Source organism: Pseudomonas sp. BAV 4579, from assembly GCF_009765395.1.
Lineage (GTDB): Bacteria > Pseudomonadota > Gammaproteobacteria > Pseudomonadales > Pseudomonadaceae > Chryseomonas > Chryseomonas aestiva.
Genome location: NZ_WHOV01000035.1, coordinates 1 through 24,000 on the forward strand (window position 1 = coordinate 1; position 24,000 = coordinate 24,000).

General features: G+C 67.5%; 17 protein-coding genes and 1 pseudogene. 6 read left to right on the forward strand and 12 right to left on the reverse strand.

Going from position 1 to position 24,000, the window contains the following annotated elements; genetic code table 11:
- From GSQ95_RS09330 to GSQ95_RS09355, 6 genes are all read right to left on the reverse strand, one after another.
- On the reverse strand, positions 1–582 hold a 582-nt coding region (locus tag GSQ95_RS09330), incomplete at its 3' end, for a hypothetical protein (RefSeq protein ID WP_158973783.1).
- A 153-nt stretch (positions 583–735) separates the two neighbouring features.
- Positions 736–2,073 carry a sigma-54 dependent transcriptional regulator gene (locus GSQ95_RS09335; RefSeq protein WP_158894953.1) on the reverse strand — a complete coding sequence of 446 codons (1,338 nt, stop codon included), beginning with the start codon at positions 2,071–2,073 and terminating at the stop codon, positions 736–738.
- Complete coding sequence (locus GSQ95_RS09340; RefSeq protein WP_158894951.1) at positions 2,058–3,503, reverse strand: PAS domain-containing sensor histidine kinase; 1,446 nt, start codon at positions 3,501–3,503, stop codon at positions 2,058–2,060. The genes GSQ95_RS09335 and GSQ95_RS09340 overlap by 16 nt, the downstream gene beginning before the upstream one ends.
- 72 nt (positions 3,504–3,575) lie before the next feature.
- The gene (locus GSQ95_RS09345) at positions 3,576–4,727 is read right to left on the reverse strand and encodes a mandelate racemase/muconate lactonizing enzyme family protein (protein ID WP_158894949.1); all 1,152 of its coding nucleotides are present in this window, start codon (positions 4,725–4,727) and stop codon (positions 3,576–3,578) included.
- Positions 4,728–4,749: 22 nt separating this feature from the next.
- Entirely contained in the window at positions 4,750–6,108 is a 1,359-nt protein-coding gene (locus GSQ95_RS09350; protein WP_158894947.1) for an MFS transporter, read from the reverse strand.
- 87 nt (positions 6,109–6,195) lie between these two features.
- Complete coding sequence (locus GSQ95_RS09355; RefSeq protein WP_158894945.1) at positions 6,196–7,230, reverse strand: LacI family DNA-binding transcriptional regulator; 1,035 nt, start codon at positions 7,228–7,230, stop codon at positions 6,196–6,198.
- A gap of 144 nt (positions 7,231–7,374) precedes the next feature.
- Between GSQ95_RS09355 and GSQ95_RS09360 the strand changes: the two genes are divergently transcribed.
- The 3 genes from GSQ95_RS09360 to GSQ95_RS09370 all read left to right on the forward strand — a co-directional run bounded on the left by GSQ95_RS09360 (position 7,375) and on the right by GSQ95_RS09370 (position 10,949).
- The gene (locus GSQ95_RS09360) at positions 7,375–7,980 is read left to right on the forward strand and encodes a LysE family translocator (protein WP_158894943.1); all 606 of its coding nucleotides are present in this window, start codon (positions 7,375–7,377) and stop codon (positions 7,978–7,980) included.
- 17 nt (positions 7,981–7,997) lie between these two features.
- Entirely contained in the window at positions 7,998–8,828 is an 831-nt protein-coding gene (locus GSQ95_RS09365) for an AraC family transcriptional regulator (protein ID WP_158894941.1), read from the forward strand.
- 147 nt (positions 8,829–8,975) lie between these two features.
- Positions 8,976–10,949 carry a choline BCCT transporter BetT gene (locus GSQ95_RS09370; protein WP_133859933.1) on the forward strand — a complete coding sequence of 658 codons (1,974 nt, stop codon included), beginning with the start codon at positions 8,976–8,978 and terminating at the stop codon, positions 10,947–10,949.
- Positions 10,950–11,000: 51 nt separating this feature from the next.
- Here GSQ95_RS09370 and GSQ95_RS27120 read toward each other — a convergent pair whose 3' ends face one another.
- From GSQ95_RS27120 to GSQ95_RS09380, 3 genes and pseudogenes are all read right to left on the reverse strand, one after another.
- Positions 11,001–11,708 carry a methyl-accepting chemotaxis protein gene (locus GSQ95_RS27120; RefSeq protein WP_372241637.1) on the reverse strand — a complete coding sequence of 236 codons (708 nt, stop codon included), beginning with the start codon at positions 11,706–11,708 and terminating at the stop codon, positions 11,001–11,003.
- Positions 11,709–11,861: 153 nt separating this feature from the next.
- A pseudogene (locus tag GSQ95_RS27125) lies at positions 11,862–13,001 on the reverse strand (cache domain-containing protein); the annotation flags it as partial.
- A gap of 198 nt (positions 13,002–13,199) precedes the next feature.
- Positions 13,200–13,949: a carbon-nitrogen hydrolase family protein gene (locus GSQ95_RS09380; RefSeq protein ID WP_158894937.1), complete on the reverse strand. Its 750-nt coding sequence runs from the start codon at positions 13,947–13,949 to the stop codon at positions 13,200–13,202.
- 214 nt (positions 13,950–14,163) lie between these two features.
- Between GSQ95_RS09380 and GSQ95_RS09385 the strand changes: the two genes are divergently transcribed.
- From GSQ95_RS09385 to dld, 3 genes are all read left to right on the forward strand, one after another.
- Positions 14,164–15,300 carry an iron-containing alcohol dehydrogenase gene (locus GSQ95_RS09385; protein ID WP_158894935.1) on the forward strand — a complete coding sequence of 379 codons (1,137 nt, stop codon included), beginning with the start codon at positions 14,164–14,166 and terminating at the stop codon, positions 15,298–15,300.
- A gap of 160 nt (positions 15,301–15,460) precedes the next feature.
- Positions 15,461–16,804: an MFS transporter gene (locus GSQ95_RS09390; RefSeq protein ID WP_158894933.1), complete on the forward strand. Its 1,344-nt coding sequence runs from the start codon at positions 15,461–15,463 to the stop codon at positions 16,802–16,804.
- Positions 16,805–16,884: 80 nt separating this feature from the next.
- Positions 16,885–18,654, forward strand: coding sequence for a D-lactate dehydrogenase (dld, locus tag GSQ95_RS09395; RefSeq protein WP_158894931.1), 1,770 nt, complete (start codon positions 16,885–16,887; stop codon positions 18,652–18,654).
- An 18-nt stretch (positions 18,655–18,672) separates the two neighbouring features.
- Here the strand turns inward: dld and GSQ95_RS09400 are convergent, their stop codons facing one another.
- From GSQ95_RS09400 to GSQ95_RS09410, 3 genes are all read right to left on the reverse strand, one after another.
- Entirely contained in the window at positions 18,673–19,611 is a 939-nt protein-coding gene (locus tag GSQ95_RS09400; RefSeq protein WP_158894929.1) for a LysR family transcriptional regulator, read from the reverse strand.
- A gap of 511 nt (positions 19,612–20,122) precedes the next feature.
- Complete coding sequence (bglX, locus tag GSQ95_RS09405) at positions 20,123–22,402, reverse strand: beta-glucosidase BglX (RefSeq protein WP_158894926.1); 2,280 nt, start codon at positions 22,400–22,402, stop codon at positions 20,123–20,125.
- Between the two features lie 147 nt (positions 22,403–22,549).
- Entirely contained in the window at positions 22,550–23,827 is a 1,278-nt protein-coding gene (locus GSQ95_RS09410) for a glucarate dehydratase family protein (RefSeq protein WP_158894923.1), read from the reverse strand.
- Between the last annotated feature and the right edge of the window lie 173 nt (positions 23,828–24,000).

Below are 24,000 nucleotides of genomic sequence, written 5' to 3' on the forward strand. Positions count from 1 at the left end.
AGATGTGTATAAGAGACAGGGCTTGAGCAGGGCTTGCAGGCGAAGGGCCTCATGGGGCGGCAGGCGCAGGGCGGTGCCGTCCTGCAGCAGGGCGCCGTTCACGTCGCCGCGGGGACCGTGCAGCAGCTGGACGATCTGGCCCTGGAGGCTGTCGCCATCGCGCTCGGTGCCAGGTGCCGGGGGCGCCGGCGGACGGCGACCGCCCACGCGATCCGGGCCTTCATCGGTGACCGTCTTGCCGGTCTGGACATTGGTCAGGGAGACCGCCTGGACCAGTGGCAGGCTGGCGGCGCGCAGGCCGGCGACGTTGATGCTGTCACCCGGCTTGAAGGTGGCGGCCAGTTGCTCGGACAGGTGCGGCGGGGTGTTGACCTCGGTGCCGTCGGCCAGGATCAGGCCGTCGATATCGCCGCGGGGATTGAGCAGGAACTGCTTGAGCTGGCCCTGCTGGGTAGGGATCTGGGCGCTGGCTGCGGTGGTGGTGGCGGTACTGCCGGCGGGTGCGGTTTGTGCCAGGACGAGGCCGCTGACGGACAGCAGGGCGAAGGTCCCGATCACGAGGGTTTGGGTCTTGGTAGGCATGGATGACTCCTGCGGTGGTTGACGATTAGGCTATTGCAGGGCCTGTGCCAACTTTAATTTATTTTATAAATCAATAGCTTGCGAATTTAAGTGGCCATCCGGGCCAGGCATTGCGTCCGGCTGGCGGACAGTCCTGTCGGCAAAGCGGACAGCCTAGGCGGGGCTGTCGTCTGCACCGACACCCAGGCCGAGCCGACTCAGCTTTGTATAGAGCAACTGGCGATGGATGCCCAGGCGGCGGGCCGCTTCGGCACGATTGCCGTCGCTGCGCTGCAGGGCGCGCTCGATCAGCAGGCGTTCCAGGCGTGCGGTAGCTTCGGCCAGGGTCTCCTCTGGCCAGCTGGCGTCGATGGCTAACTCATCCGGCGTCTCGCCCTGTAGGAAGGCCAGGTCGGCGGCGACGATGCGCTCGCCCTGGGCCAGGGTCGCGGCGCGCTGGATGGCGTTGCGCAATTCCCGCACGTTGCCGGGCCAGGAGTGGCGCAAGAGCAGGGCGGCGGCATCGTCCGCCAGCACGCGACCGCTGGCGGCGAGGAAGTGCTCGGCCAGCGGCAGGATGTCGGCTCGCCGCTCGCGCAGCGCCGGCAGGTGGATGGGCACCACGTGCAGGCGATAGAAGAAGTCTTCGCGGAAGTCGCCGCTGGCGACCCGCTGGGCCAGGTCGCGGTGGGTGGCCGCTACCAGCCGTACGTCCAGCCGTACCGGTGCGCCACCCACTGGGGTCACTTCGCGTTCCTGCAGGGCGCGGAGGATCTTGGCCTGCATCGGCAGCGGCATGTCGCCGATCTCGTCGAGAAAGAGGGTGCCGCCCTGGGCCTCGCGAAAGGCACCGAGGCGATTGGCGGTGGCCCCACTGAAGGCGCCGCGCACATGGCCGAAGAGTTCGCTTTCCAGCAGGTCCGGCGGGATGGCGGCGCAGTTGACCGCCACGAAGGGCGCCCTGTGTCTCTTGCCGTGTTCGTGGATGGCGCGGGCCACCAGTTCCTTGCCGGTGCCGGTCTCGCCGGTGACCAGCACCGTGGCCTCGCTGTCCACCAGGCGGCCGATGGTCTTCTGCACCTGGCGCAGGGCGTCGCTGCCGCCCACCAGCGTATGGCCTTCGACCGCGGTCGGCGGCACGCTGGCCGGGCCGCGCTGGGCGGTCATGCCAGCCAGCACCCGGATTAGTTCTTCTCGGCCGATGGGCTTGGTGAGGTGGTCGAAGGCGCCCAGGCGCATGGCCTCGATGGTGTTGCCGGCGCTGGCGAAGGCGGTCAGCACCGTGACCGCGGGCGGCTCGGGGCGGGCGCGAATGCGCGCCAGCACCTCCAGGCCATCCAGCCCGGGCATGCGCAGGTCGAGCAGCACGGCGTCCACCGGTTCCTGCGCCAGGCGCTGCAGGCCCGCTTCACCCCCGTCGGCCTGCAGTACCCGGTAGCCCTGGTCTGCGGCGGTTTCCGCCAGGGCGTCGCGCAGACCGGCGTCGTCGTCGATGATCAGCAGGGTTGGCATGGCAGGAGGATCTCGAAGCGAGTGGGAACGGAGGGGTCGATCAGGCGCGCCTCGCCGCCGTGGGCGCGGGCGGTCTCGCGGACCAGGGCCAGCCCCAGGCCGGTGCCTTCGGGGCGACCGGTGACGAAGGGCTCGAAGAGCTGGGCGCGCAATTCTGCAGGTGGTCCCTGGCCCGCGTCTTCCACCGCCAGTACCAGCCAGTCGCCGCGGCGGCTGACGTCGAGGCGGATCTCGCTGGCGGCCGGGGCGGCCTGGAGGGCGTTGAGCAGCAGGTTGTCCAGGGCGCGGGCCAGGGCGTCGCGATCGAAATAGCCCTGCTCGACGGCCACCCTGGCGGTCAGGCGGATGCCGCGCTGGGCGGCCTGGTCTTCGTGACCGGCCAGCACCTCGCCGCAGAAGACCGGCAGTTCGATGGCGGTCGGTTGCAGGTGCAGCGGCTGGGTGAGATCGAGCAGGCGGCGCAGCAGGCGGTCGAGGCGGGTGACCTGCAGCAGGATGGCGCCCAGCGCGCGTTGCTGACGGCCGCTGTCGCCGGCCAGGGCGTTCTCGGCCTTGAGGCGCATGGCGGCCAGCGGATTGCGGATCTCGTGGGCGACCCCAGCGGCTACCCGGCCAAGGGCGGCTAGCCGTTCACTGGCGTGGACCTGGGTGGTCAGCCGCTGGGCCTCGTCCCGTGCCTGGGTCAGGCGCTGCCCGGCCTGGTTGAGCGCCGCCAGCACCCGATCCAGCTCGCGTTCGCCGGTGAGGGCGAGGGTGGGCAGGTCGTGGCTGTCGCTGGCGCCCAGATCGCGCTCGACTCGCGCGACATGCCGCGACCACTGCCAGGTGAGTCGACCGAGCAGCAGGGTGGCGGCGAGCATGGCCAGCAGCAGCAGGCCCAGGCCCAGTTTCAGCTGGCGCTGACCGCTGCCCTCGGCGAAGGTCAGGCGGGTCAGGGTCCAGGCGGCGAGATCGGGGATGGGGCCGGACAGTGGGCAGGCGGCGACCAGCACCGTGGCGCCGTCCGCGCTGAAGCTGTCGCTCAGGCTGCGTGCCTCGGCCAGGGTCGCGGCGGAAAGATCGGCCAGGTGCTGGCGTTCGGCGGCGGACAGGGGGAAGGGACTGGCATCGGCCAGCAGTCCCGCCTGTTCCTGCCAGAGACCGCCGGCCATGCCGTGATAACGCAGCAGGGCGACACTGGCCACGCCGCCGAGACTGCGCTGCAGCGCCGGATCGGCGAGGCCAGCGGTAGGGCCGGACCAGCCATTGCTGTAGAAACGATAGCTGCTGGCGATGGCCTGGCAGGCCTGCTCGGCCTCCACCGTGGCCTGGCCGAGCTGGGCGCTTTCCGACTGGCGCAAGAGCAGGATCATCAGCCAGCCGACCCCGACGGCCATGCCGCCGAGCATCAGCAGCAAGGCAATCAGACGACTGCGCAGCGATCCGAACATGGGCGTTCTCTTCCAGGCCTTGGCCTGGATAGAGTGCCACACCCCGGCGGAGTTCGAGTGCCAGAGCGAGGGTCAGGCGCGCCGGCCGAATTCCGCTTCCTGCGCCGTCCAGCCGGGTACCCGCTCGCTCAGGGACAGCCCGAGACCCGGACGGGTCGGTACCTGCATCCGCCCGTCACGGGTTTCCAGGCGTTCGTTGAACAGCGGCTCCAGCCATTCGAAGTGTTCCACCCAGGGCTCGGTGGGATAGGTGGCGGCCAGGTGCACGTGCAATTCCATGGCGAAGTGCGGTGCCAGCATCACGCCAGCCTGCTCGGCCAGGGCGGCCACCTTGAGGAAGGGCGTGATGCCGCCAACCCGCGGCGCGTCGGGCATCAGGAAGTCGGCACCGCGCAGGCGGATGAATTCCTGGTGCTCGGCAATGCTGGTCAGCATCTCGCCAGTGGCGATGGGGGTGTCGAAGGCCGCGGCCAGGGCGGCGTGACCCTCGGCGTCGTAGCAGTCCAGCGGCTCCTCGATCCAGATCAGGTTGAATTCCTCGAAGCGCCGGCACATACGCTGGGCGGTGGGTCGGTCCCATTGCTGGTTGGCGTCGACCATCAGCGGGAAGCTGTCGCCCAGGTGGCGGCGCACGCGGGAGACACGTTCCAGATCCAGGACACAGTCGGGCTGGCCGACCTTGAGCTTGATGCCGCCGATGCCTTTCTCGCGGGAGACATCGGTGTTCACCAGCAACTGCTCCAGCGGCGTGTGCAGGAAGCCGCCGGAGGTGTTGTAGCAGCGCACCGAATCGCGCTGGGCGCCCAGTAGGCGCGCCAGGGAAAGGTTGGCGCGACGGGCCTTGAGGTCCCAGAGGGCCACGTCGAAGGCGCCGATGGCCTGGGTGGCGAGACCGCTGCGCCCCACCGAGGCGCCGGCCCAGCAGAGCTTGGTCCAGAGCTTCTGGATGTCGCTGGGATTCTCGTCGAGCAGCACCGGGGCGATTTCCCGGGCGTGGGCGAACTGGCCGGGGCCACCGGCGCGCTTGGAATAGCTGAAGCCCAGGCCGCGCTGGCCGTCGCGGGTCTCGATCTCGACGAAGAGGATGGCGATCTCGGTCATTGGCTTCTGCCGGCCGGTGAGCACCTTGGCGTCGCTGATGGGGGTGGCCAGCGGCAGGAACACGGAAGCCAGGCGGACCCAGGCGATGCGGTCCTGGTCGGCGCTGTAGGAGGTGTCGGTCATGAGGATGCTCCAGGGTGAGGGATCAGGGACGGGTGGCAGGCAGGGCGGCGTCGGCGGTGGCGGCTGGCTCGTCGTTGAGTTCGCCAAGGTCCAGGCGCTTGAGCGGACCGACGATGACCAGGTAGGAGAAGGCGCCGAGCAGGCCCATGGCGGCGACGTAGGTGAGGGCCACGTCGAAGGAGCCGAGCTGGTTGATCATCAGGCCGATGGCCAGCGGGGTGACGATGCTGGCGATGTTGCCGCAGAAGTTGAAGAGGGCGCCGCTCACACCCATGGCGCGCTTGGGCGAGACGTCGCCGACGATGCACCAGCCGAGGTTGCCCACGCCCTTGGCGAAGAAGGCGATGGACATCACCAGGGTGACCAGGTCGATGGACTGGGTGTAGTTGGCCACCACGATGCTGCTGGAAAGCAGCAGGCCGACGATGATCGGCGTCTTGCGCGCGGCGGTGAGGCTGTAGCCGCGGCGCAGCATGCCGTCCGACCAGAGTCCGCCGATCACGCCGCCCAGGCAGCCCGCCACCGGCGGGATGGCGGCGATCAGGCCGACCTTGAGCATGGTCAGCCCCTTGGCCTCGACCAGGTAGGTCGGAAACCAGGTGAGGAAGAACCAGGTGATGGTGGTCAGGCAGAATTGCCCCAGGTAGATGCCGAGCATCATGCGGTTGCCGCTGATGGCCTTGAAGGTGCGCCAGCTGAAGGGCGCCCGGGTGTCGCCCAGGTCGGGCAGACCGCCGCCGGCTTCGATATGGTCCAGCTCGCTCTGGCTGACCCTTTTGTCGTGCCGGGGCTCCTGCACGGTGGCGAACCACAGCAGGCCGATGAGGATGCCGGCGCCGCCGGTCCAGAAGAACACGTGCTCCCAGCCGAACTGGTTGAGCAGGATCACCATCAGTGGCGTGAACACCGCCAGGGCGAAGTACTGCGCCGACTGGAAGATGGCGGTGGCCAGGCCGCGCTCCTGGCGCGGGAACCACATCACCGTGAGACGGTTGTTGGCCGGAAAGGCCGGCGACTCGGCCACGCCCATGAGGAAGCGCAGCACGAACAGCGCCAGCAGCGCCGAGGAGAAGAATTCGACGTAGCCCTGCAGGAAGGTCAGTACCGACCAGAGAATCAGGCTGGCGCCCAGCACCAGCCGCGAGCCGAAGCGATCGAGCACGATGCCGCCGGGAATCTGCATGGCGGTGTAGGCCCAGCCGAAGGCCGAGAAGGCCAGACCCATGGCCACGGCGTCGAAGCCGAGGTCGTGACGCAGGGCCGGCGCGGCGATGGAGAGAGTGGCGCGGTCGACGTAGTTGAATACCGTCACCAGAAAGATCATCGCCAGGACGAGATAGCGGACGCGAGTGCGCCGCGACGGCTCAGGGGAAGTGCGCATTGTTATTGTCCTTTTCAGCGGGCAAAGCCGGCGGCGAGGCCGGCACCTGCAGGAGGACGCTAAGCTGATTACGCAATCATTCAAGCGTCAGCGCGTACTCTCGCGCATGACCAGTTCGAAGCCGGTATCCCGTTGCAGCTGTGTCTCCGCGCCTGCCAGACGGGCGAGCAGGGCCCCCGCGGCATGGGTGCCCATCGCGGCGCCGCGCACGTCCACGGTGCTCAGCGCCGGGATCAGATGGGCGGCGCTGGCCAGGTTGCCGAAGCCCATCACGGCCAGCTCTTCCGGTATTCGCAAGCCGCGGGCATGGGCTTCGGCCAGCACTCCGTGGGCGAGGGTGTCGGAGCTGCAGACCACCACCTCGGGGTAGGCGCCAGCGGCGAGCAGGCGGGCCAGGCCCTGGCGACCCAGTGCCGGGGTGGCCGGCGGTGGCAGGCTGACATCAACTGGCGCGGCCAGTCCGTGGATGGCCAGTTCGTCACGGAAGGCATCGCGACGCAGCCGTCCGCGGGGATCGTCCAGGGTCAGGCTGACGAACTGGGAATAGCCGCGCGCCAGTAGCTCCTGGGCGACGGCCTGGCCCACCGCGACATGGGAAAAGCCCACCAGCATGTCCAGCGGTCGCTCGCCCTGGTCCCAGCATTCCACCAGCGGAATGCCGGCCTGTGACAGGCGCAGTCGGCTGGCGGCCGTGTGCAGGGTGCCGGTCAGCACCATGGCGTCGGGGCGGCGACGCAGTAGGGCGTCCAGCAGCCGCTCCTCGCGTTCGGCGGAATAGTCGGTCAGGCCCAGCAGGGTCTGGTGGCCGGCCTCGGTCAGGGTCTGCATGAGCGCCTGCACGGTGTCGGCGAAGATGGAATTGACGATGGTGGGTACCAGGATGGCGATCAGCCGACTCTCCAGGGGCGCGCTGCCGGTGGTGAGCATGGCCGGCTGGTAGCCGCTCTCGCGCACCGCGCGAAAGACTTTCTCACGCAATGCCGGGCGGACGATTTCCGGCTGGTTGAGGGTGCGCGAAACGGTGATCGGCGAGACCCCGGCCAGGCGGGCCACGTCCTTTAGGGTCGGTGGCTTGCCAGCGGGACGACCAGGCCAGGACGGGGCGTTGCGATCACCGGACAAGAGCGACTCCGCGACAGGACAGGGAATGGCCGATTCTGCCGAGTCATACGATGACTCTCAAGGTGAAAGAGCCACAGACGTACAAGCCAGGACCGGACGTGCTGGCTAGCCTGGGTCTCCTTCTCGAAGCCTGACAGGTGTCCCTTGGAAATCGTCCTCTATGCCCTGAGCGTCATGTACAGCCCCGGTCCGGTCAACGCCCTGGGGCTGAACGCCGGTCTGCGCGGCCAGGCCCGCCGGGCGCTGGGTTTCTATGCCGGGGTGGGCTGCGCCATGCTGATCCTGTTTCTGGCCCTGGGCTATGCCGGCGCGGTTCTGGTCTCGGGGGCGCTGCTGCCGTGGCTGGCGCTCCTGGGCGGTGGCTATTGCCTGTACCTCGGCTATCGCATCGCCCGGGCCGCGCCGCCGACGGCGGCGGGAGAGGAGGAGGGCGCCGCAACGCGGCTGACCTTCGCCCGCGGCTTGCTGATCCAGGGGCTCAATCCCAAGGGCTGGCTGGCGGTACTGCCCATCGCCACGGTGATGTTTCCGGCGGCTCAGGTGACCGGTGGCAAAATCGCCCTCTGGTCGCTGCCCCTGGCCCTGTCGGCGGGCGGTGCCCCGGCCAGCTACGCGGTGCTTGGCGCGCTGCTCGGGCGTTACCTGGTGCAAGGACGTGGCTTGCGCGGAGTAAATCTGCTGCTGGGGCTGAGTCTGGTCGCGTGTGCCCTGCTGCTGTTCCATGACGCCTGGCGCGGTCTGCTAGGCTGAGCGCCGGAGGAGTCGCCATGAGTACCCAGATCGAATTGCCCGGTGCCACGGACTGGGTACGTCACGCCCCGGCCTTTGATGAGCTGGAGTCCATCGAGGCCTTTTTCAGCGGCCATGCCTTCGATCCCCATCGCCATGCGACCTATGCCATCGGCCGCACCCTGGCCGGGGTGCAGAGCTTTTCCTATCGCGGCGCCAAGGCCAGCAGCCTGCCGGGCGAGACCATGGTGTTCCACCCGGACGAGGTCCACGACGGCCGCGCCGGCGCCGCCTGCGGCTTTCGCTATCGGATGCTCTATGTGCCGCCGGCCCTGGTGCAGGACATCCTTGGCGGGCGGCCCTTGCCCTTCCATCGTGAGGGTGTCTCCCTGGATCCGCGCCTGGCACGCGCCACCGATGCGGTGTTCGCCCGCCTCGACGAGCACCCCGATGCCCTGGGGCGCGACGATGCCCTCTATGGCCTGGTCGCCACCCTCGCGGAGGTCTGCCAGGCCTGGCCCAGTCGCGGGCGGGTCGATTTCGCCGCGGCGCTGCGCGCTCGTGAATACCTGGAGGACAACCTCGACCAGGCCGTCACCCTCGACGACCTGGCCCGTTGCGCTGGCCGTGACCGCTGGAGTCTGACCCGGGATTTTCGCGCCTACTTCGGTACCAGTCCCCATCGCTACCTGACCCTGCGCCGCCTCGACCGGGTACGGCTACACGTGCGCCTGGGACTGGGGCTGGCCGACGCGGCCGTGGCGGCGGGCTTCTACGACCAGAGTCACATGACGAAACATTTCCGCCAGGCCTTCGGCATGGCGCCAGCCCGCTGGTTTCGTGGATTGGCCAGAGCGCCCGCCAGGTAGGTCATGGCTGGCGCACCCAGCCCTTAGCGTCGCAACGATCAGGACGATCTCGCCAAGCGGCATGTGCCGTTCAACGGACGCCGTCAGCGAAACGATTCAGGCCGAGGGCAGTCAACCTGTGCGCACTTCATGAACAGGAGCCCTTTTATGACCGGCCAGGGAGAATCTGCCGCTCGTCCCACCTTCAGTCCTCCGGTCTTCTGGACCTCGACCTTGCTGCTACTCGCGCTAGTGCTCTATGCCAGCCTGTTCCAGGCGAATGCCCAGTGGCTGTTCGCCGCCATTCAGGGCTGGATCATCACCAACCTGAGCTGGTTCTACATCCTCGCCGTGGCCATCATCCTCGGCACCGTGGTGTTTCTCGGCATGAGTCGCTATGGCGACATCAAGCTCGGCCCGGACCACAGCGAACCGGACTACGCCAACACCACCTGGTTCGCCATGCTGTTTTCCGCCGGCATGGGCATTGGCCTGATGTTCTTTGGCGTCGCCGAGCCGGTGATGCACTTTCTCAATCCGCCCTATGCCGATGGCCAGACGGTGGACGCCGCGCGCCAGGCCATGCGCATCACCTTCTTCCACTGGGGCCTGCACGCCTGGTCGATCTACGCCATCGTCGCCCTGATCCTGGCCTATTTCAGCTATCGCCATGGCCTGCCGCTGACCCTGAGATCGGCGCTCTATCCGCTGATCGGCGAGCGCATCTACGGCCCCATCGGCCATGCGGTGGACATCTTCGCCATCATCGGCACGGTGCTGGGCGTCGCCACCTCCCTGGGCTTCGGCGTGTCGCAGATCAACACCGGGCTCAATGTGCTGTTCGGCGTGCCGGTGTCCACCCCGGTGCAGATCGGCCTGATCGTCATCACCACGGCGCTGGCCACCCTCTCGGTGGTCTCGGGGCTGGACAAGGGCGTGCGGCGGCTGTCGGAACTCAACCTGGGGCTGGCGGTGCTGCTGATGCTGACCGTGATCATCCTCGGTCCCACCGTGCTGATCCTGCAGACCTTCGTCGAGAACACCGGCGGCTATCTCAGCGAGATCGTCAGCCGCACCCTCAATCTCAACGCCTATCGACCCACCGACTGGATCGGCGGCTGGACGCTGTTCTACTGGGGTTGGTGGCTGGCCTGGTCGCCCTTTGTCGGGCTGTTCATCGCGCGCATCTCGCGCGGCCGGACCATCCGCGAATTCGTCTCCGGCGTGCTGCTGGTGCCGGCCGGCTTCACCCTGCTGTGGATGACCGTGTTCGGCAACACCGCCATTCACATGATCCTCACCGAGGGCATCACCGACCTGGCCGCCGCCGTATCCCAGGACAGCTCCCTGGCGCTGTTTGCCTTCCTGGAGCACTTCCCCTTCGCCAGCGTGATCTCGCTGATCGCCATCGTCATGGTGGTGGTGTTCTTCGTCACCTCGGCCGACTCGGGCGCCATGGTGGTGGATATGCTGGCCTCCGGCGGCCAGGACCAGACGCCGGTCTGGCAGCGGGTGTTCTGGGGCGCCAGCATGGGCCTGGTGGCCATCGCGCTGCTTCTCGCGGACGGCCTCAAGGCGCTGCAGACCGCCACCATCGCCAGTGCCCTGCCGTTCACCATCGCCCTGCTGTTCAGCATGCATGGCCTGCTCAAGGCCTTGAAGCTGGACGCCACCAAACGCGGCCTGCGCCATCAATCGCTGAGCCTCACCCCGCCGACCAGTCGCACGCCGGGGGGCTGGCAGCGCCGGCTGCGCGGCCTGGCGATGTTTCCGCGGCGTAGTCACGTGGTGCGCTTCATCGGCGAGGTGGCCAAGCCGGCCTGCCTGGCGGTGGCCGAGGAATGGCGCAAGCAGGGCTATGTCTGCGGCGTGGAAGACCGCGAGGATGGCGGGGTGCGGCTGTATGTCGGTCCGGCCGAGCAGCCCCAGTTCGTCTACCAGGTAAGACCCCACGCCTACGCCATGCCCAGTTTCGTCATGGGCAGCGAGCCGGGGGAGGAGCGCAAGTACTTCCGTGCCCAGGTCTATCTGCGCGAGGGGGGCCAGGACCATGACGTTATGGGCTGGTCGCGCGAGGACGTCATCGGCGACATCCTCGACCAGTACGAACGCCACATGCATTTCCTGCATCTGGTGGGCTGAAACGAAAAAGCCGGGCGCAGTGCCCGGCTTTTTCATGGTGCGGCGTCTGGGTCACTTCACCCGGAAGCGCCGGACCACCGCGATCAGCTGCTCATTGGACGACTGCACCGCCGCGGTGCTCTCGGCGGTGCGCTGCCCGCTGGTGACCAGATCGTCGACGATATAGCGTACGGCAACCATGTTCTGATTGATCTCGCCAGCCACCGCGCTCTGCTCCTCGGCGGCCGCGGCGATCTGGGTCGACAGGTCGCTGATGCGCACCACCGAACCGCTCATCTCGTCCAGGCCGTTGGTGACCTCGCGGGTATTCTCGGCGGTGCTCTGGCAACTGGTCTTGGTCACTTCCATGGCCGCCACCGCGGAACTCACGCCCTGCTGCAAGCGGCTGAGCATCTCGTTGATCTCGGCGGTGCTCTGCTGGGTGCGTCCGGCCAGGGCGCGGACCTCGTCAGCCACCACTGCGAAGCCACGCCCCTGCTCGCCGGCCCGGGCCGCCTCGATGGCGGCGTTGAGCGCCAGCAGATTGGTCTGGCCGGCGATCTCGCCGATCACCCCAAGGACATCGTTGATGCGCTGGGCATCGCCCTGCATGGCCTGCACCTTGAGGGTGGCGTCTTCCACCTGGTCGACCAGGGCGAACACGCTGGCGGAGGCCTGCTGGACCACGGCGCGGGAACGCTCGGCCTGGCCGTTGGCGGCCTGGGTGAGGGAGGCGGTATCGCTGGCACTGCGGGCCACGGAGTCGGAGGTGGCACTCATCTCGGTGATGGCGGTCACCGCCTGGTCGGTTTCGCTGGCATGGCGGGCCAGGATGGCACCGTTCTGCTGGGCCTGGCCGTGCAGTTGCTTGAGGCCGGTGTCGATGCGGTCGGTGGCGTCGCCCACCTCGCCGATCAGTCGCTGCAGATAGCCGATGAAGCCGTTGACCGCGCCGGCCACTGCATCCACCTCGTCCTTGCCGTGCACCGGGATGCGTCGGGTCAGGTCGGCATCGCCGGCGGAGAGCGATTCGATGTTGCGTTGCAGCAGGCCCAGGCGACCCATCAGCTTGCCGAGCGCCAGCACCATGATGCCCACCAGCAGCAGGACCAGCGGCAGCTGGATCGCCGCCAGGGTCTTGAGGATGCCGGTGTTGGTCGCCGCGATGAGCGAAGTGGGCAGCGCCGTGGCCAGCAGCCAGGGTGTGCCGGCCAGCGGGCGCAAAAAGAAGGTGTGCGGCGTGCCGTGCTCGTCGACATAGGTGTCGCGCACCACCGCCTCACCCTTGAGCTTGCCGAGGTTCTGCTGGATGGCGGCGACGAAGGGCGAACGGGCGGCATAGCCCGAGACGTTGTTCAGGATCTGCGAATCACCGAGTTCGCTGAGGTTGCTGAGGATCTTGCCATCGGCCTCGACGATCATCATGTCGGTGTCGTCGAGTTCCTTGCGCAGGCTGTCCACCAGGGGATTGAAGAAGCCCAGGGTGAGGTCGATGGTCGAGACGCCAAAGGCCTTGCCGTCGCGCTGGATGGCCATGGCGCAGTTGGTGCGCGGCTCGGCGCTGGCGGCGTCCTTGTAGGCGGCGGCCCAGACGCACTGGCCGGCGGGGCTCTTGAGGCCGGCCTGGAACCAGGGCTGCTCCCAGTAGTTGAGCGACTCGGGGGAGTTCCAGTGGGTGTTGACGATCAGCTTGCCGCCGGCATCGCGGTGATAGAAGGTGCTGAACTTGTCGCGCCCCTGTTCGCGCTGGTTGGGCAGCGGCCAGATACCGCCGCCGAACACCTTGGCATCGCCATACTGGTCCACCAGGCCGGGCAGTACCCGGTCGATGGCGGCGCTGTCCAGCAGCGGCACGGTCTGGGTGATGGAGCGCTGCTGCGCCTGGATCTGGTTGAGTTCGCGATAGATGCGGGTGCCCACCTCGTTGACGCGGGTGAGCACGGCGGATTCACCCGCGGCGACCAGATCCGGGGTCACCCACAGGCGGATGCCGATGACGGTGGCCGCGAGGGTCGCGCCGATGAAGCCGAAAAAAATCAGGGTATAGCGGGTCCGAATGGTGTTCAAGGCCATGGTGTCGCTCCTGCGGTTACAGCGTCTTTCACGCTGCGAAAGGCATCCTTGGCGATGTTCTGAACAGGGATGTCAGAGCCTTATCGGCGTGTGATGTGTGACCTTTAGTCGCAGAAGGATCGGGATATCAAATTGCCATTCCGGTCGTGGCGTGACCCGCTAGCCGCTTTTTAGTCAGAGGATTGCGCCGTGCAGCGATCAGGATCGCAAGGCGCGTAGCTCGCCCTGCCAAACACCGGCGTGCCGGCGGACGATCACCAGGCAGGGGCCGTCTCCTGGCGCCGCGACCAGGCACTGGCCATCGGCCTGCCAGAAGGCACTGCGACCCACGCAGGCATAGCCGCCGGTGGGTCCGCCGTGGTTGGCCATGAGCACGGCCATGTTCAGCCGCCGGGCATGGCCGGCCAGTTGGGCGCTGTCGGCGGGATAGCCGGTCGGACCTATCACTGCCGAGGCCAGGTAGAGATCGGCGCCCCGGGCGCGGGCGGCATCGACATGGGCCGGGTGATTGCTGTCGGCGCAGATGGCCAGGGCGGCCTTTACGTCCCGTACCTCCAGCAAATCCCCGCCGTTACCGGGGACGAAGGGCGGTGTCTCGCCTGGATGCAGGTATTGCTTGGTGTGGACGCGACAGCGGCCATCGGCGCCGAGGATCAGCGCACCGATCTGCAGCCCCGTCGGACCCTGGATCGGCGCCCCGACCACGGCCGTGAGCCCGGCGACGCGGCAGGCCTCGCGCAGGGGCCGCAGGCGCGCATCGGCACCGTCCAGCGTCAGCGCTGCCGCCAGGGTCGGTTCATAGCCGGTCAGGGACAATTCCGGAAACAGCGGGAGCTCCACTCCGGCGTCGGCCGCGGCAGCGATGAAGTCGAGATGGGTGCGCAGATTGGCGGCAAGATCGCCGGCGAGCGAAACGGATTGGGCGGCGGCCAGGGTAAGGGTGGGCATCGAGACTCCAGAGCAAGAGGTAGCGACCAGGCGATCCGGGCCCGTGCACCGCGGGTGTTGGGGCGTCCAGCGAGGGCGCACGATAGCTCCGCGCTACCTGAATACGCTGGGTTGCCTCCCGGTTATACCGCTATCGCTACCTCTCAGTATTTGGCGCGGAAGCGCCTCGCTATAGTCGGGCCGTCTATCAATTTCAAGAATAACAGGACGGGTCATGGCGATAATCAACTATGTAACGGAGATCCGCTTCGGCGCCGGCTGTGCGGCCGAACTGGCCGAGGTCAACGCGCGGCTGGGCTTCCAGCGACCGCTGATCGTCACCGATCGGGGCGTGGTGGCTGCCGGTCTCATCGAGCAACTGATGGCGCTCAATCCCCTGGCCGCCTACCAGGTGTTCGACGCCACCCCGGCCAATCCCACCGAGGCCGCCACCCGCGAGGGCGTCGCCTGTTTCCGGGACGCGGACTGCGACGGCATCATCGCCGTCGGCGGCGGGTCGCCCATCGACCTGGCCAAGGCCATCGCCGTGTCCGCGCGCCATCCCGGACCGCTGAAACAGTTCGCCCTCATCGAAGGCGGCCTGACGCGCATCACCGCGGCGACGGTGCCCATCGTGGCCATTCCGACCACGGCCGGCACCGGCAGCGAGGTGGGACGCGGCGCCATCATCATCCTCGACGATGGCCGCAAGGTCGGCATCCTCTCGCCCCATGTCATCCCGCGGGTGGCCATCTGCGATCCGCTGCTGACGCTCAGCCTACCGCCGCACCTGACCGCCGCCACGGGCATGGACGCGGTGGCCCACTGCATCGAGACCTTTCTCGCGCCCGGCTTCAATCCGCCGGCCGAGGGCATCGCCCTGGACGGCCTGCGCCGGGCCTGGCGCCATCTGGAGCTGGCGTTCAACGAGCCCAACAACCTGGAAGCCCGTACCCAGATGCTCAGCGCCTCGCTGCAGGGGGCACTGGCCTTCCAGAAGGGGCTGGGCTGCGTGCATAGCCTGAGTCACTCGCTGGGTGGCATCGATCCGCGGCTGCACCATGGCACCCTCAACGCGGTCCTGCTGCCGGCCGTGGTGGCCTTCAACCGGAGCGCGGAATCGGTGATCCGCGACGAGAAACTCGAACGCCTCGCCCAGGCCATGCAATTGCCGACGCAACTGTCGGTGGAGCAGGCGCTGGCGCACAAGGCCGAAGCCCTGCGGCTGCCGACGGGACTGGCGCAGATGGGCGTCGATACGGGACTCATCCCGCGCATCGTCAGCGGCGCCCTGGCCGATCACAGCCATCAGACCAATCCCCGGGAAGCCTCGGCGGAGGACTATGCCCAACTGATCAGGGCCTCGCTCTGAGGTCCTGTCGTCCGTAGCAGCAAGCCCTTCCGCTGCAGCGTCGTCCGCCGTCCTGCCTTGCGCCTCGACTCGTTCCGGGCGGGCAATGGGCTGCGGATGAGCGACGGCTGCCCTGCAACACCCTCGCGACAATCACAACAATTAAAGGACGCGAAACATCATGGCCCATCCCAGTACCACCACAGCCCCGGTGCCGTTCGATCCGCTCTATCGCAAGGTCGCCTGGCGCGTGCTGCCCCTGCTGCTGCTCGGCTACATCATCGCCTATCTCGATCGGGTCAATGTCGGCTTCGCCAAGCTCGCCATGCTCAGCGACCTCGGTATGTCCGACGCGGCCTACGGCCTGGGCGCCGGCATTTTCTTCATCGGCTACTTCATCTTCGAAGTCCCCAGCAACCTGATGCTGCATCGCGTCGGCGCCAAGCTGTGGATCGCCCGCATCATGATCACCTGGGGCCTGGTCTCGGCGCTGATGGCCTTCACCGGACCCATCGCCCAGTGGCTGGGCATCAGCCACGAGCTGACCTTCTACGGCTTGAGGTTCCTGCTCGGCGTCTGCGAGGCGGGCTTCTTCCCAGGGGTCATCCTCTACCTGACCTACTGGTTTCCCTCGGCGCTGCACAGCCGCATGATGGCCATCGTCATCCTCGGCAATCCGGTGTCCTTCATCTTCGGTGGTCCGCTCAGCGGCGCCATCATGTACTACATGGGCGGCAGCAGCCTGCTGGCCGGCTGGCAGTGGATGTTTGTCATCGAGGCCGTACCGGCCGTGGTGGTCGGGGTGGTGGTGCTTTGCCTGCTGGACAACGGCATCCAGGATGCCAAGTGGCTGAACGTGCAGGAAAAGGCCGAGCTCACCCGGCGCCTCGCCGTGGAGGCCGCGGAAAAGCCCCGCATCGCCCTGAAGCGCCTGTATGCCCTGCCCATCATCTGGCTGCTGACCGGCATCTACGTCTTGCTGATGCTCGGCAACTACGGCATCAATTTCTGGGTGCCGACCATCATCAGGAACGCCGGGGTGGCCTCGGTCCTGGACATCGGCCTCATCACCGCCATCCCCTATGTGTTCGGCGCGGCGACCATGGTCTGGATCACCCGTCAGGCCCAGCGCACGGGTAACCAGCGCGCCTATGGCGCCCTGATGTCGGTACTGGCCGGTATCGGCCTGATCCTCTGCGCGGCCTTTCCCCAGCACCTCCTGCTGATGATCCTGGGGGTCGCCTTCGCCGTGGGTGGCAGCCTGAGCGCCATCGCGCTGTTCTGGGGGCTGCCCGGCGCCTTCCTGCAGGGTGCCGCCGCGGCGGCCGGCATCGCCGTCATCAACTCCTTCGGCAACCTGGGGGGCTTTGCCGGACCCTATCTGCTGGGGCTGCTGACGACGCTGTTCGGCTCGGCGCAAGGGGGGCTGATGCTGCTCGGGGGTTGCCTGCTGGTGTGCGCGGCGCTGATGCTGTGGGTGACCCGGCGGCCCGGTCAGTCGACCACCGGGCTGCTGGCCGAGTAGCCACGCCGGGATCGCCGCGCGTTTTCGATCGGGAGCGACCGCCGTTCGCTTCCGCTTTCTTTACCAGTGAAGAGGACGTCATGGATCTGGTCAGCGAGTTGCAAACCATCGTCGGGCGGCGTCATGTCCTGCAGGGCGACGCCGCGACCCGGCGCTTCCGCCTGGGAATCCGCTATGGCGGCGGAGCGGTGCTCGCCGTGGTCCAGCCCGGCAGCCTGCTGGAGATGTGGCGGGTGCTGCAGCGTTGCCACGGCGCCGGGACCATCATCATCTGCCAGGCCGCCAACACCGGTCTGACCGGCGGCTCCACCCCGGTGGCCGAGGGCTACGACCGGCCGGTGGTGCTGATCAACACCCTGCGCCTGACCCGCCTGGCCCTGCTGCGCCAGGGCGAGCAGGTGCTGTCCCAGCCAGGCGTGACCCTGAGTCAGTTGGAGACGACGCTGAAACCCCTGGGGCGCGAGCCCCATTCGGTGATCGGCTCGACCTGCATCGGCGCCTCCGTCACCGGTGGCGTCTGCAACAATTCCGGCGGCTCGCTGATCCGTCGCGGACCGGCCTTTACCCAGCTGTCGCTGTTCGCCCGCATCGACGAGGCCGGGCACCTGCAACTGGTCAACCATCTGGGCCTGGCGCTGGGCGATACTCCCGAAGAGATCCTTACCCGGCTCGACGAGGGCCGCTTCGACGACAGCGTCGTGCAGGACCCGGTCGGGGCCATGGCCTCCGATCGCGAATACGCCCGCCATGTCCGCGACGTGGCCTCGGCCACCCCGGCGCGCTACAACGCCGATCCGCGGCGGCTCTACGAGGCCTCGGGCTCGGCCGGAAAGCTCGCCGTGTTCGCCCTGCGCCTGGATACCTTTGCCGCCGATCGCAACACCCGGGTGTTCTACATCGGCTCCAATCGAGCGGCCGACCTGGAAGCCATCCGCCGGCACATCCTGGTCAATTTCGCCTCTCTGCCGATTGCCGGCGAGTACATGCACCGCACGGCCTATGAGCTCAGTCGCACCTACGGCAAGGATCTGTTCCTGTTCATCCAGCGTTGCGGTGCGCAGCGGGTACCCCAGGCCTTTGCTTGGAAGACCCGCTTCGATGCCCTGAGCGAACGCCTGGGCCTGGGCGCCCAGCTCGGCGACCGACTCCTACAACGCCTCGCCGCGCCGCTGCCCGAGCATCTGCCAGCGCGGCTCAATGCCTTCGCCGAGCGCTTCGAGCATCACCTGCTGCTCAAGATGGGCGAAGAGGGCATCGACGAGGCGCGCGCCTATCTGCAGGCCTGGCTGCCCAGCGCGGACGCGGACTTCATCGAGTGCGACGCGGCGGAGGGCAACGCCGCCTTCCTCAATCGCTTCGCGGTCGGCAATGCCATCAACCGCTACCGGGCGGTGCACCGGGACCGCGTGGAAGACATCCTCGCCCTGGACATCGCCCTGCCGCGCAACACCCAGGACTGGTTCGAGACCCTGCCGCCGGAGCTGGCGGAGCAGATCGAGGTGACCATGTATTGCGGGCACTTCTTCTGCCATGTGCTGCATCAGGAATACCTGGTGAAGAAGGGCCGGGACTGCGCGGCGCTCAAGCGTCGCCTGCTGGCCCTGCTGGATGCCCGCGGCGCCCGGTATCCCGCCGAGCACAATGTCGGTCACCTCTACGCCGCGGCGCCGGAACTGGAGCGGCACTATCGCCAGCTCGATCCGACCAATGCCTTCAATCCGGGCATCGGGCAGCTGACGCGCCGTCATCGCTGGCAGGACGACTGCTGCGCGGAGCACTCCAGCGAAGCCATCGCCGCGGCGGCGAAGGCGGCCCGAGCGGCGCCTGCGGAGACGAGTCGCACGCCCTGAGCGGGAGTGCCGGACCGCTCAGTCCTCCTGCTGGATCGCGTAGAGCGATTCCACCAGCAGCGCGAACGCCGGATTCTGCTGGGCGCTGCGCCGCGAGACCAGCTCATAGGGTTCGCTAGGGGACCGGAGCTGCAGCGGCAGGCGACTGACCAGGCCATGCTGGCAGACGTAGTCCGCCACCTCGACCGAGACCAGCGCCACCAGCCGCGGATCGCGACTCAGCAGCGACAGGGTGGTCAGCGCCGAGGTGGTCTCGATCAGGTGCAGGGGAAAGGGTAGCTGCGCCTCGAAGAATTCGTGTTCCAGGGTGCGCCTCATGGGCATGTTGGCCCGATAGACCACCCAGCGACTGTCGGAAAGATCCTGCAGCTCGACCCGCTCGCGCCGGGCGGCCGGATGGGAGGCGTGGGCGATGACCGCGAGGGACTCGTCCTTGATGACCAGGGTGTCGTAGCTTTCCGGCCGCTCGCTCACCGACAGGCGACAGATGGCCGCGTCCAGCCGTCCCTGGTCGATCAGACCGAGCAGGGTCGTGCTGGTGTCCTCCACCACCTCGATGGACAGCCGCGGCTGCAATTCCAGCAGCCGCGAGATGGCGTGGGTGAGCAGGGGCACGGCGCCCATGATGGTGCCGATGGCCAGCTTGCCGCCCGAGCCGCTGGCGATGGCGTGCAGCTCATGGCGCAGGTTGTCCAGGTCGGCCTGGATCAGGCGGGCGAAGCGAATGGCGCAGGTGCCCGCCGGGGTCGGCAGCAGGCCGCGGTTGGTGCGCAGGAACAACTCGACTCCCAGGGTGGACTCCAGCTCCTTGAGCGCCTTGCTGGCGCCCGGCTGCGTGAGCCCCAGGCCTTCCGCGGCGTTGAGCAGTGAACCTTTTTCCGCCAGGGCGATGAGCAGGCGCAGCTGCCTGGCGTGCAGGCGCGACATGATGGCGTTGAGGCTGGCGAGATTCTTCATTGACTGAACGTTATATCGCAGTTGCTTATTGTTGGTCCCGAAGGCTCTAGCCTAGAGCAAGTCGTTGCTTGCGTATAACGGACTGTAATACGGGCCGGGCATGATCGGCCGCGAGCCTGCCTCTACGAGGCCTGGTTCGATTCGTTGGGCTTCGGCGATAGCGCCGCCTCAACCCCACCTACGGGTCCTGTAGGTGGGGTTGAGCGCCAGCGAAGCCCAACGGTTCGGCTTCAAGGAGCGCACTCTTTCCCTCACCCCAACCCTCTCCCGGAGGGAGAGGGGGCGGCAAAGGTGCGAAGGGAGGCGGTGGCATCTACCAGCAGGCTTTACCCCCTCTCCCCTGGGGAAGGGGGTAACGGGAGGCAGGGTGGCATTGAGGTGCCGGCTTCTACCCCCTCTCCCTTTGGGAGAGGGTTGGGGTGAGGGCGAGCAGGGAGGCAAGGCGGCATCGAGGCGCAGGCTTCTACCCCCTCTCCCTCTGGGAGAGGGTTGGGGTGAGAGCTGCTCCCCCCTAGAGCAGTGTGAAACTCCCCTCGCGCACCCGTTCCGAATCCAAGCCGACCATCACCTTGAATTCGCCCGGTTCCGAGACCAGCTTGAGGTCGTTGTTGTAGAAGCGCAGGTCCGCCTCGGTGATGGGGAAGTCCAGCTCGCGGCTTTCGCCCGGTTGCAGCATCACCTTCTGGAAGCCCTTGAGCTCCTTGACCGGTCGCGCCAGGGAGGCGGTGACGTCGTGCAGGTAGAGCTGCACGACGGTGGCGCCAGCACGATTGCCGGTGTTCTTGACCGTGACCCGAGCAGTCAGGGTGTCGCCCTTCTTCAGGGTGGCGCTGGACAGCAGCGGCGCCGAGACGTCGAAGGTGGTGTAGCTCAGGCCGTAACCGAAGGGGTAGAGCGGACCGTTGACGATGTCGAAGTAGCGCGAGGTGTACTTGTTCGGCTTGGCCGCATCGAAGGGGCGACCGCTGCTCAGGTGGTTGTAGTACAGCGGCACCTGGCCCACTTCGCGGGGAAAGGTCATGGTCAGCTTGCCGGAGGGGTTGTGGTCGCCAAACAGCACATCGGCCACGGCGTTGCCGCCTTCGGTGCCGGGGAACCAGGCTTCCAGCAGCGCACTGGCCTGCTCCTGTTCCCATTCCAGTGCCAGCGGGCGGCCGTTCATCAGCACCAGCACCAGCGGCTTGCCGGTGGCCTTGAGCGCCTTGATCAGCTCGCGCTGGGTGTCGGGCACGCTGATGCGGGCGCGGCTGGAGGCCTCGTGGGCCATGCCCTGGGATTCGCCGACCACGGCCACCACCACCTCGGCCTGGCGCGCGGTGGCCACGGCTTCGGCGATCAGCTCGCTGGCGCTGCGCGAGTCCACCGCGACCGCCGGTTCATAGGAGTTGAGGTAGGCCAGCACATCGCGGTCGTCCAGCAGGTTGGCGCCCTTGGCATAGAGCACCTTGCCCTGACCGGCCACGGCGTTTTCCAGGCCGCGGCGGATGGAGACGGCCTGGGCGGCCACGCCGGCGGCGGACCAGTTGCCCATGACGTCGCGCGGACTGTCGGCCAGCGGACCGACCACCGCCAGGGTGGCGCCCTTGCGCAGCGGCAGCACGGCCTTTTCGTTCTTCAGCAGCACCAGGCTCTCGCGGGCCACCTGGCGCGCCTCGGCGCGGTGCAGGCGCGATTCGGCGTTGGTGTCGACCGGATCCTGACCCTGCAGGCGGCGATAGGGATCGTCGAACAGGCCCAGGCGGTATTTGGTCAGCAGCATGTCGCGCACGGCCTGATCGATCTCGGCCTGGGTCACCTTGCCGGCGGCCAGCAGGGCGGGCAGCTGCTTGCCATAGACGTCGTCGTGCATGTTCAGCTCGACGCCGGCCTTGAGCGCCTGTTCGGCGGCGTCGCGGGTATCCTTGGCCACGCCGTGCAAGACCAGTTCGTTGATGGCGCCATGATCGCTGATCAACAGGCCCTGGTAGTTCCAGTCCTTGCGCAAGAGGTCCTGCAGCAGCCAGCGATTGGCCGTGGCCGGCACGCCATTGATGCTGTTCAGCGCCACCATCACCGCGCCGGCTCCGGCTTCGGCGGCGGCGCGATAGGGCGGCAGGTAGTCCTGCATGAGCCGCTGCGGACTCATGTCGACGTTGCTGTAGTCTCGTCCGGCTTCCACGGCGCCATAGCCGCCGAAGTGCTTGATGCTGGCCATGAGGCTGTCGGGGGCGTGCAGGTCGTCGCCCTGGTAGGCGTGCACCAGGGTGGCGCCGATGCGCGAGGTCAGCCAGGTGTCTTCGCCGAAGGTTTCCGAGGCACGGCCCCAGCGCGGTTCGCGGGTGACGTCGACGGTGGGGGAAAAGGTCAAGTCGAGGCCATCGGCCGCCGCTTCCAGGGCGGAGATGCGCCCGCTGGTGGCGATGGCGTCGAGATTCCAGGTGCTGGCCAGGCCCAGGTTGATGGGGAAGACGGTGCGCATGCCATGGATGACGTCATAGGCATAGAACAGCGGAATCTTCAGCCGGCTGTGGACGACCTGGTCCTGCATCTGGCGGATGTCGGGGCGGGTCACGGTGTTGAACATGGCGCCCACCTTGCCGGCGCGGATGTCCGCCATGATGGCTTCCTTGGGATAGTCCGGCCCGACGCTCACCAGGTTGAGCTGGCCGATCTTTTCCTCCAGGGTCATCTTCGCCAGCAGGGCGTCGACATAGGCGCGCGCCGGATCCCTGTCCTGCGCCGGGGCGAGGGTGGCGCTGACCGCCAGTCCCAGGCCGAGCATGAGTGCGGTGAGGCGTGGTGCGTTCAACATCGTCCCCAATTCCCTGTGCGTGCTTTCTCGTTGTTCTTGAGCACCCTTGTGCGGAGGGGATTGTACAGCCGCGACGCCGGGATGCGGAGCCGTTGACGGCCGGCGGCAAGGCCGGTCGTCAGGGGCGTGGGAGCGGGGGGCGAAGGCCTAGAAACGCGGCTTGCGGGTTTCCCAGTCCGGCTGGTACTTGCGCATCTGGCGCACGTCGTCGCGGCTGCGGATATCGGTGGCGAGGAATTGCTCGTGCAACTTGGCGAGCTGGTCCTGATCCAGCTCCACGCCCAGGCCGGGGGCGTCGCTGATCGCCACGCAGCCGTTGCGAATCGGCAGCTTGCCGCCCCGGATGACCTCTTCGTCCTCTTCCTGCCAGGGATAGTGGGTGTCGCAGGCATAGGCCAGGTTGGGTACCGCGGCGGCCACGTGGGTCATGGCCATGAGGCTGATGCCCAGGTGCGAGTTGGAGTGCATGGAGACGCCCAGGCCGAAGGTGTCGCACAGCCGCGCGAGGATCTGGGTGTCCCTGAGGCCGCCCCAGTAGTGGTGGTCGGCGAGCACGATCTGCACGCTGTTCTGGGCCACGCTGCGGCGGAATTCGTCGAAGTCGGTGACCACCATGTTGGTGGCCAGGGGGATGCCGGTGCGCCGGTGCAGTTCGGCCATGCCGGCGAGGCCCGGGGTCGGATCCTCGTAGTACTGCAGGTCGTCCTTCAGCACCTCGGCGATGCGCAGGGACGTTTCCAGCGACCAGTTGCCGTTGGGGTCGATACGCAGCGGTGCCTCGGGAAAGGCCTGGCGCAGCGCCTTGATGCAGGCCGCCTCGTGATCCGGGCCAAGCAGGGTACCGGCCTTGAGCTTGATGCTCTGGAAGCCGTTCTCCTCAATCATCCGCGCCGCCTGGGCCACCACCTGCTCGGGGCTGATGGCTTCGCCCCAGCGATCGGGCTGGTAGGGCGCATCGATGTGCTCGGCGTACTTGAGGAACAGGTAGGCGCTGAAGGGCACCTCGCGGCGCACCGCACCGCCCAGCAGCTCGACCAGGGGAATGCCCAGGGAGCGTGCCTGCAGATCGAGGAAGGCGACTTCGAAGGCGGAATAGGCGTTGGCCACCTGCTTGCTCGGATGGGAGCCGGGAGCCAGCTCGGCACCGGCCACCACGCCACCGGCGAGGCCGGCGACGGTCGTCACCACCCGGGCACGCAGGCCATTGAGGTCCCAGGCGGAGAGGCCGACCAGGCTGCTTTCCATGGCCTTGAGTACCGCCAGCACCGGGGCGTCGCCATAGCTCTCGCCGAGACCGATGTGGCCGTTGTCGCCCTCCACCTCGATGATGGATCTCAGCGCATAGGGTTCATGGATGCCGCTGGCGTTGAGCAGCGGGGCATCGCGAAAGGCGATGGGGGTGACGGTGATCCGTTTGATCTTCACGCTCAGACTCCTGGACTTGTCATTGTGGTGGTCTTTGTCAGTCATCGTATGACTAGCGGTCGGGATCTTCAACCGAAAGAAGTGCCAGGATCCTGATGGCATGACCGCATATCGCATCGGGGTTGCCCGCTCCGGTCGGGGCTGGATAAATAGCCAGCCGCCATCTCATTCGT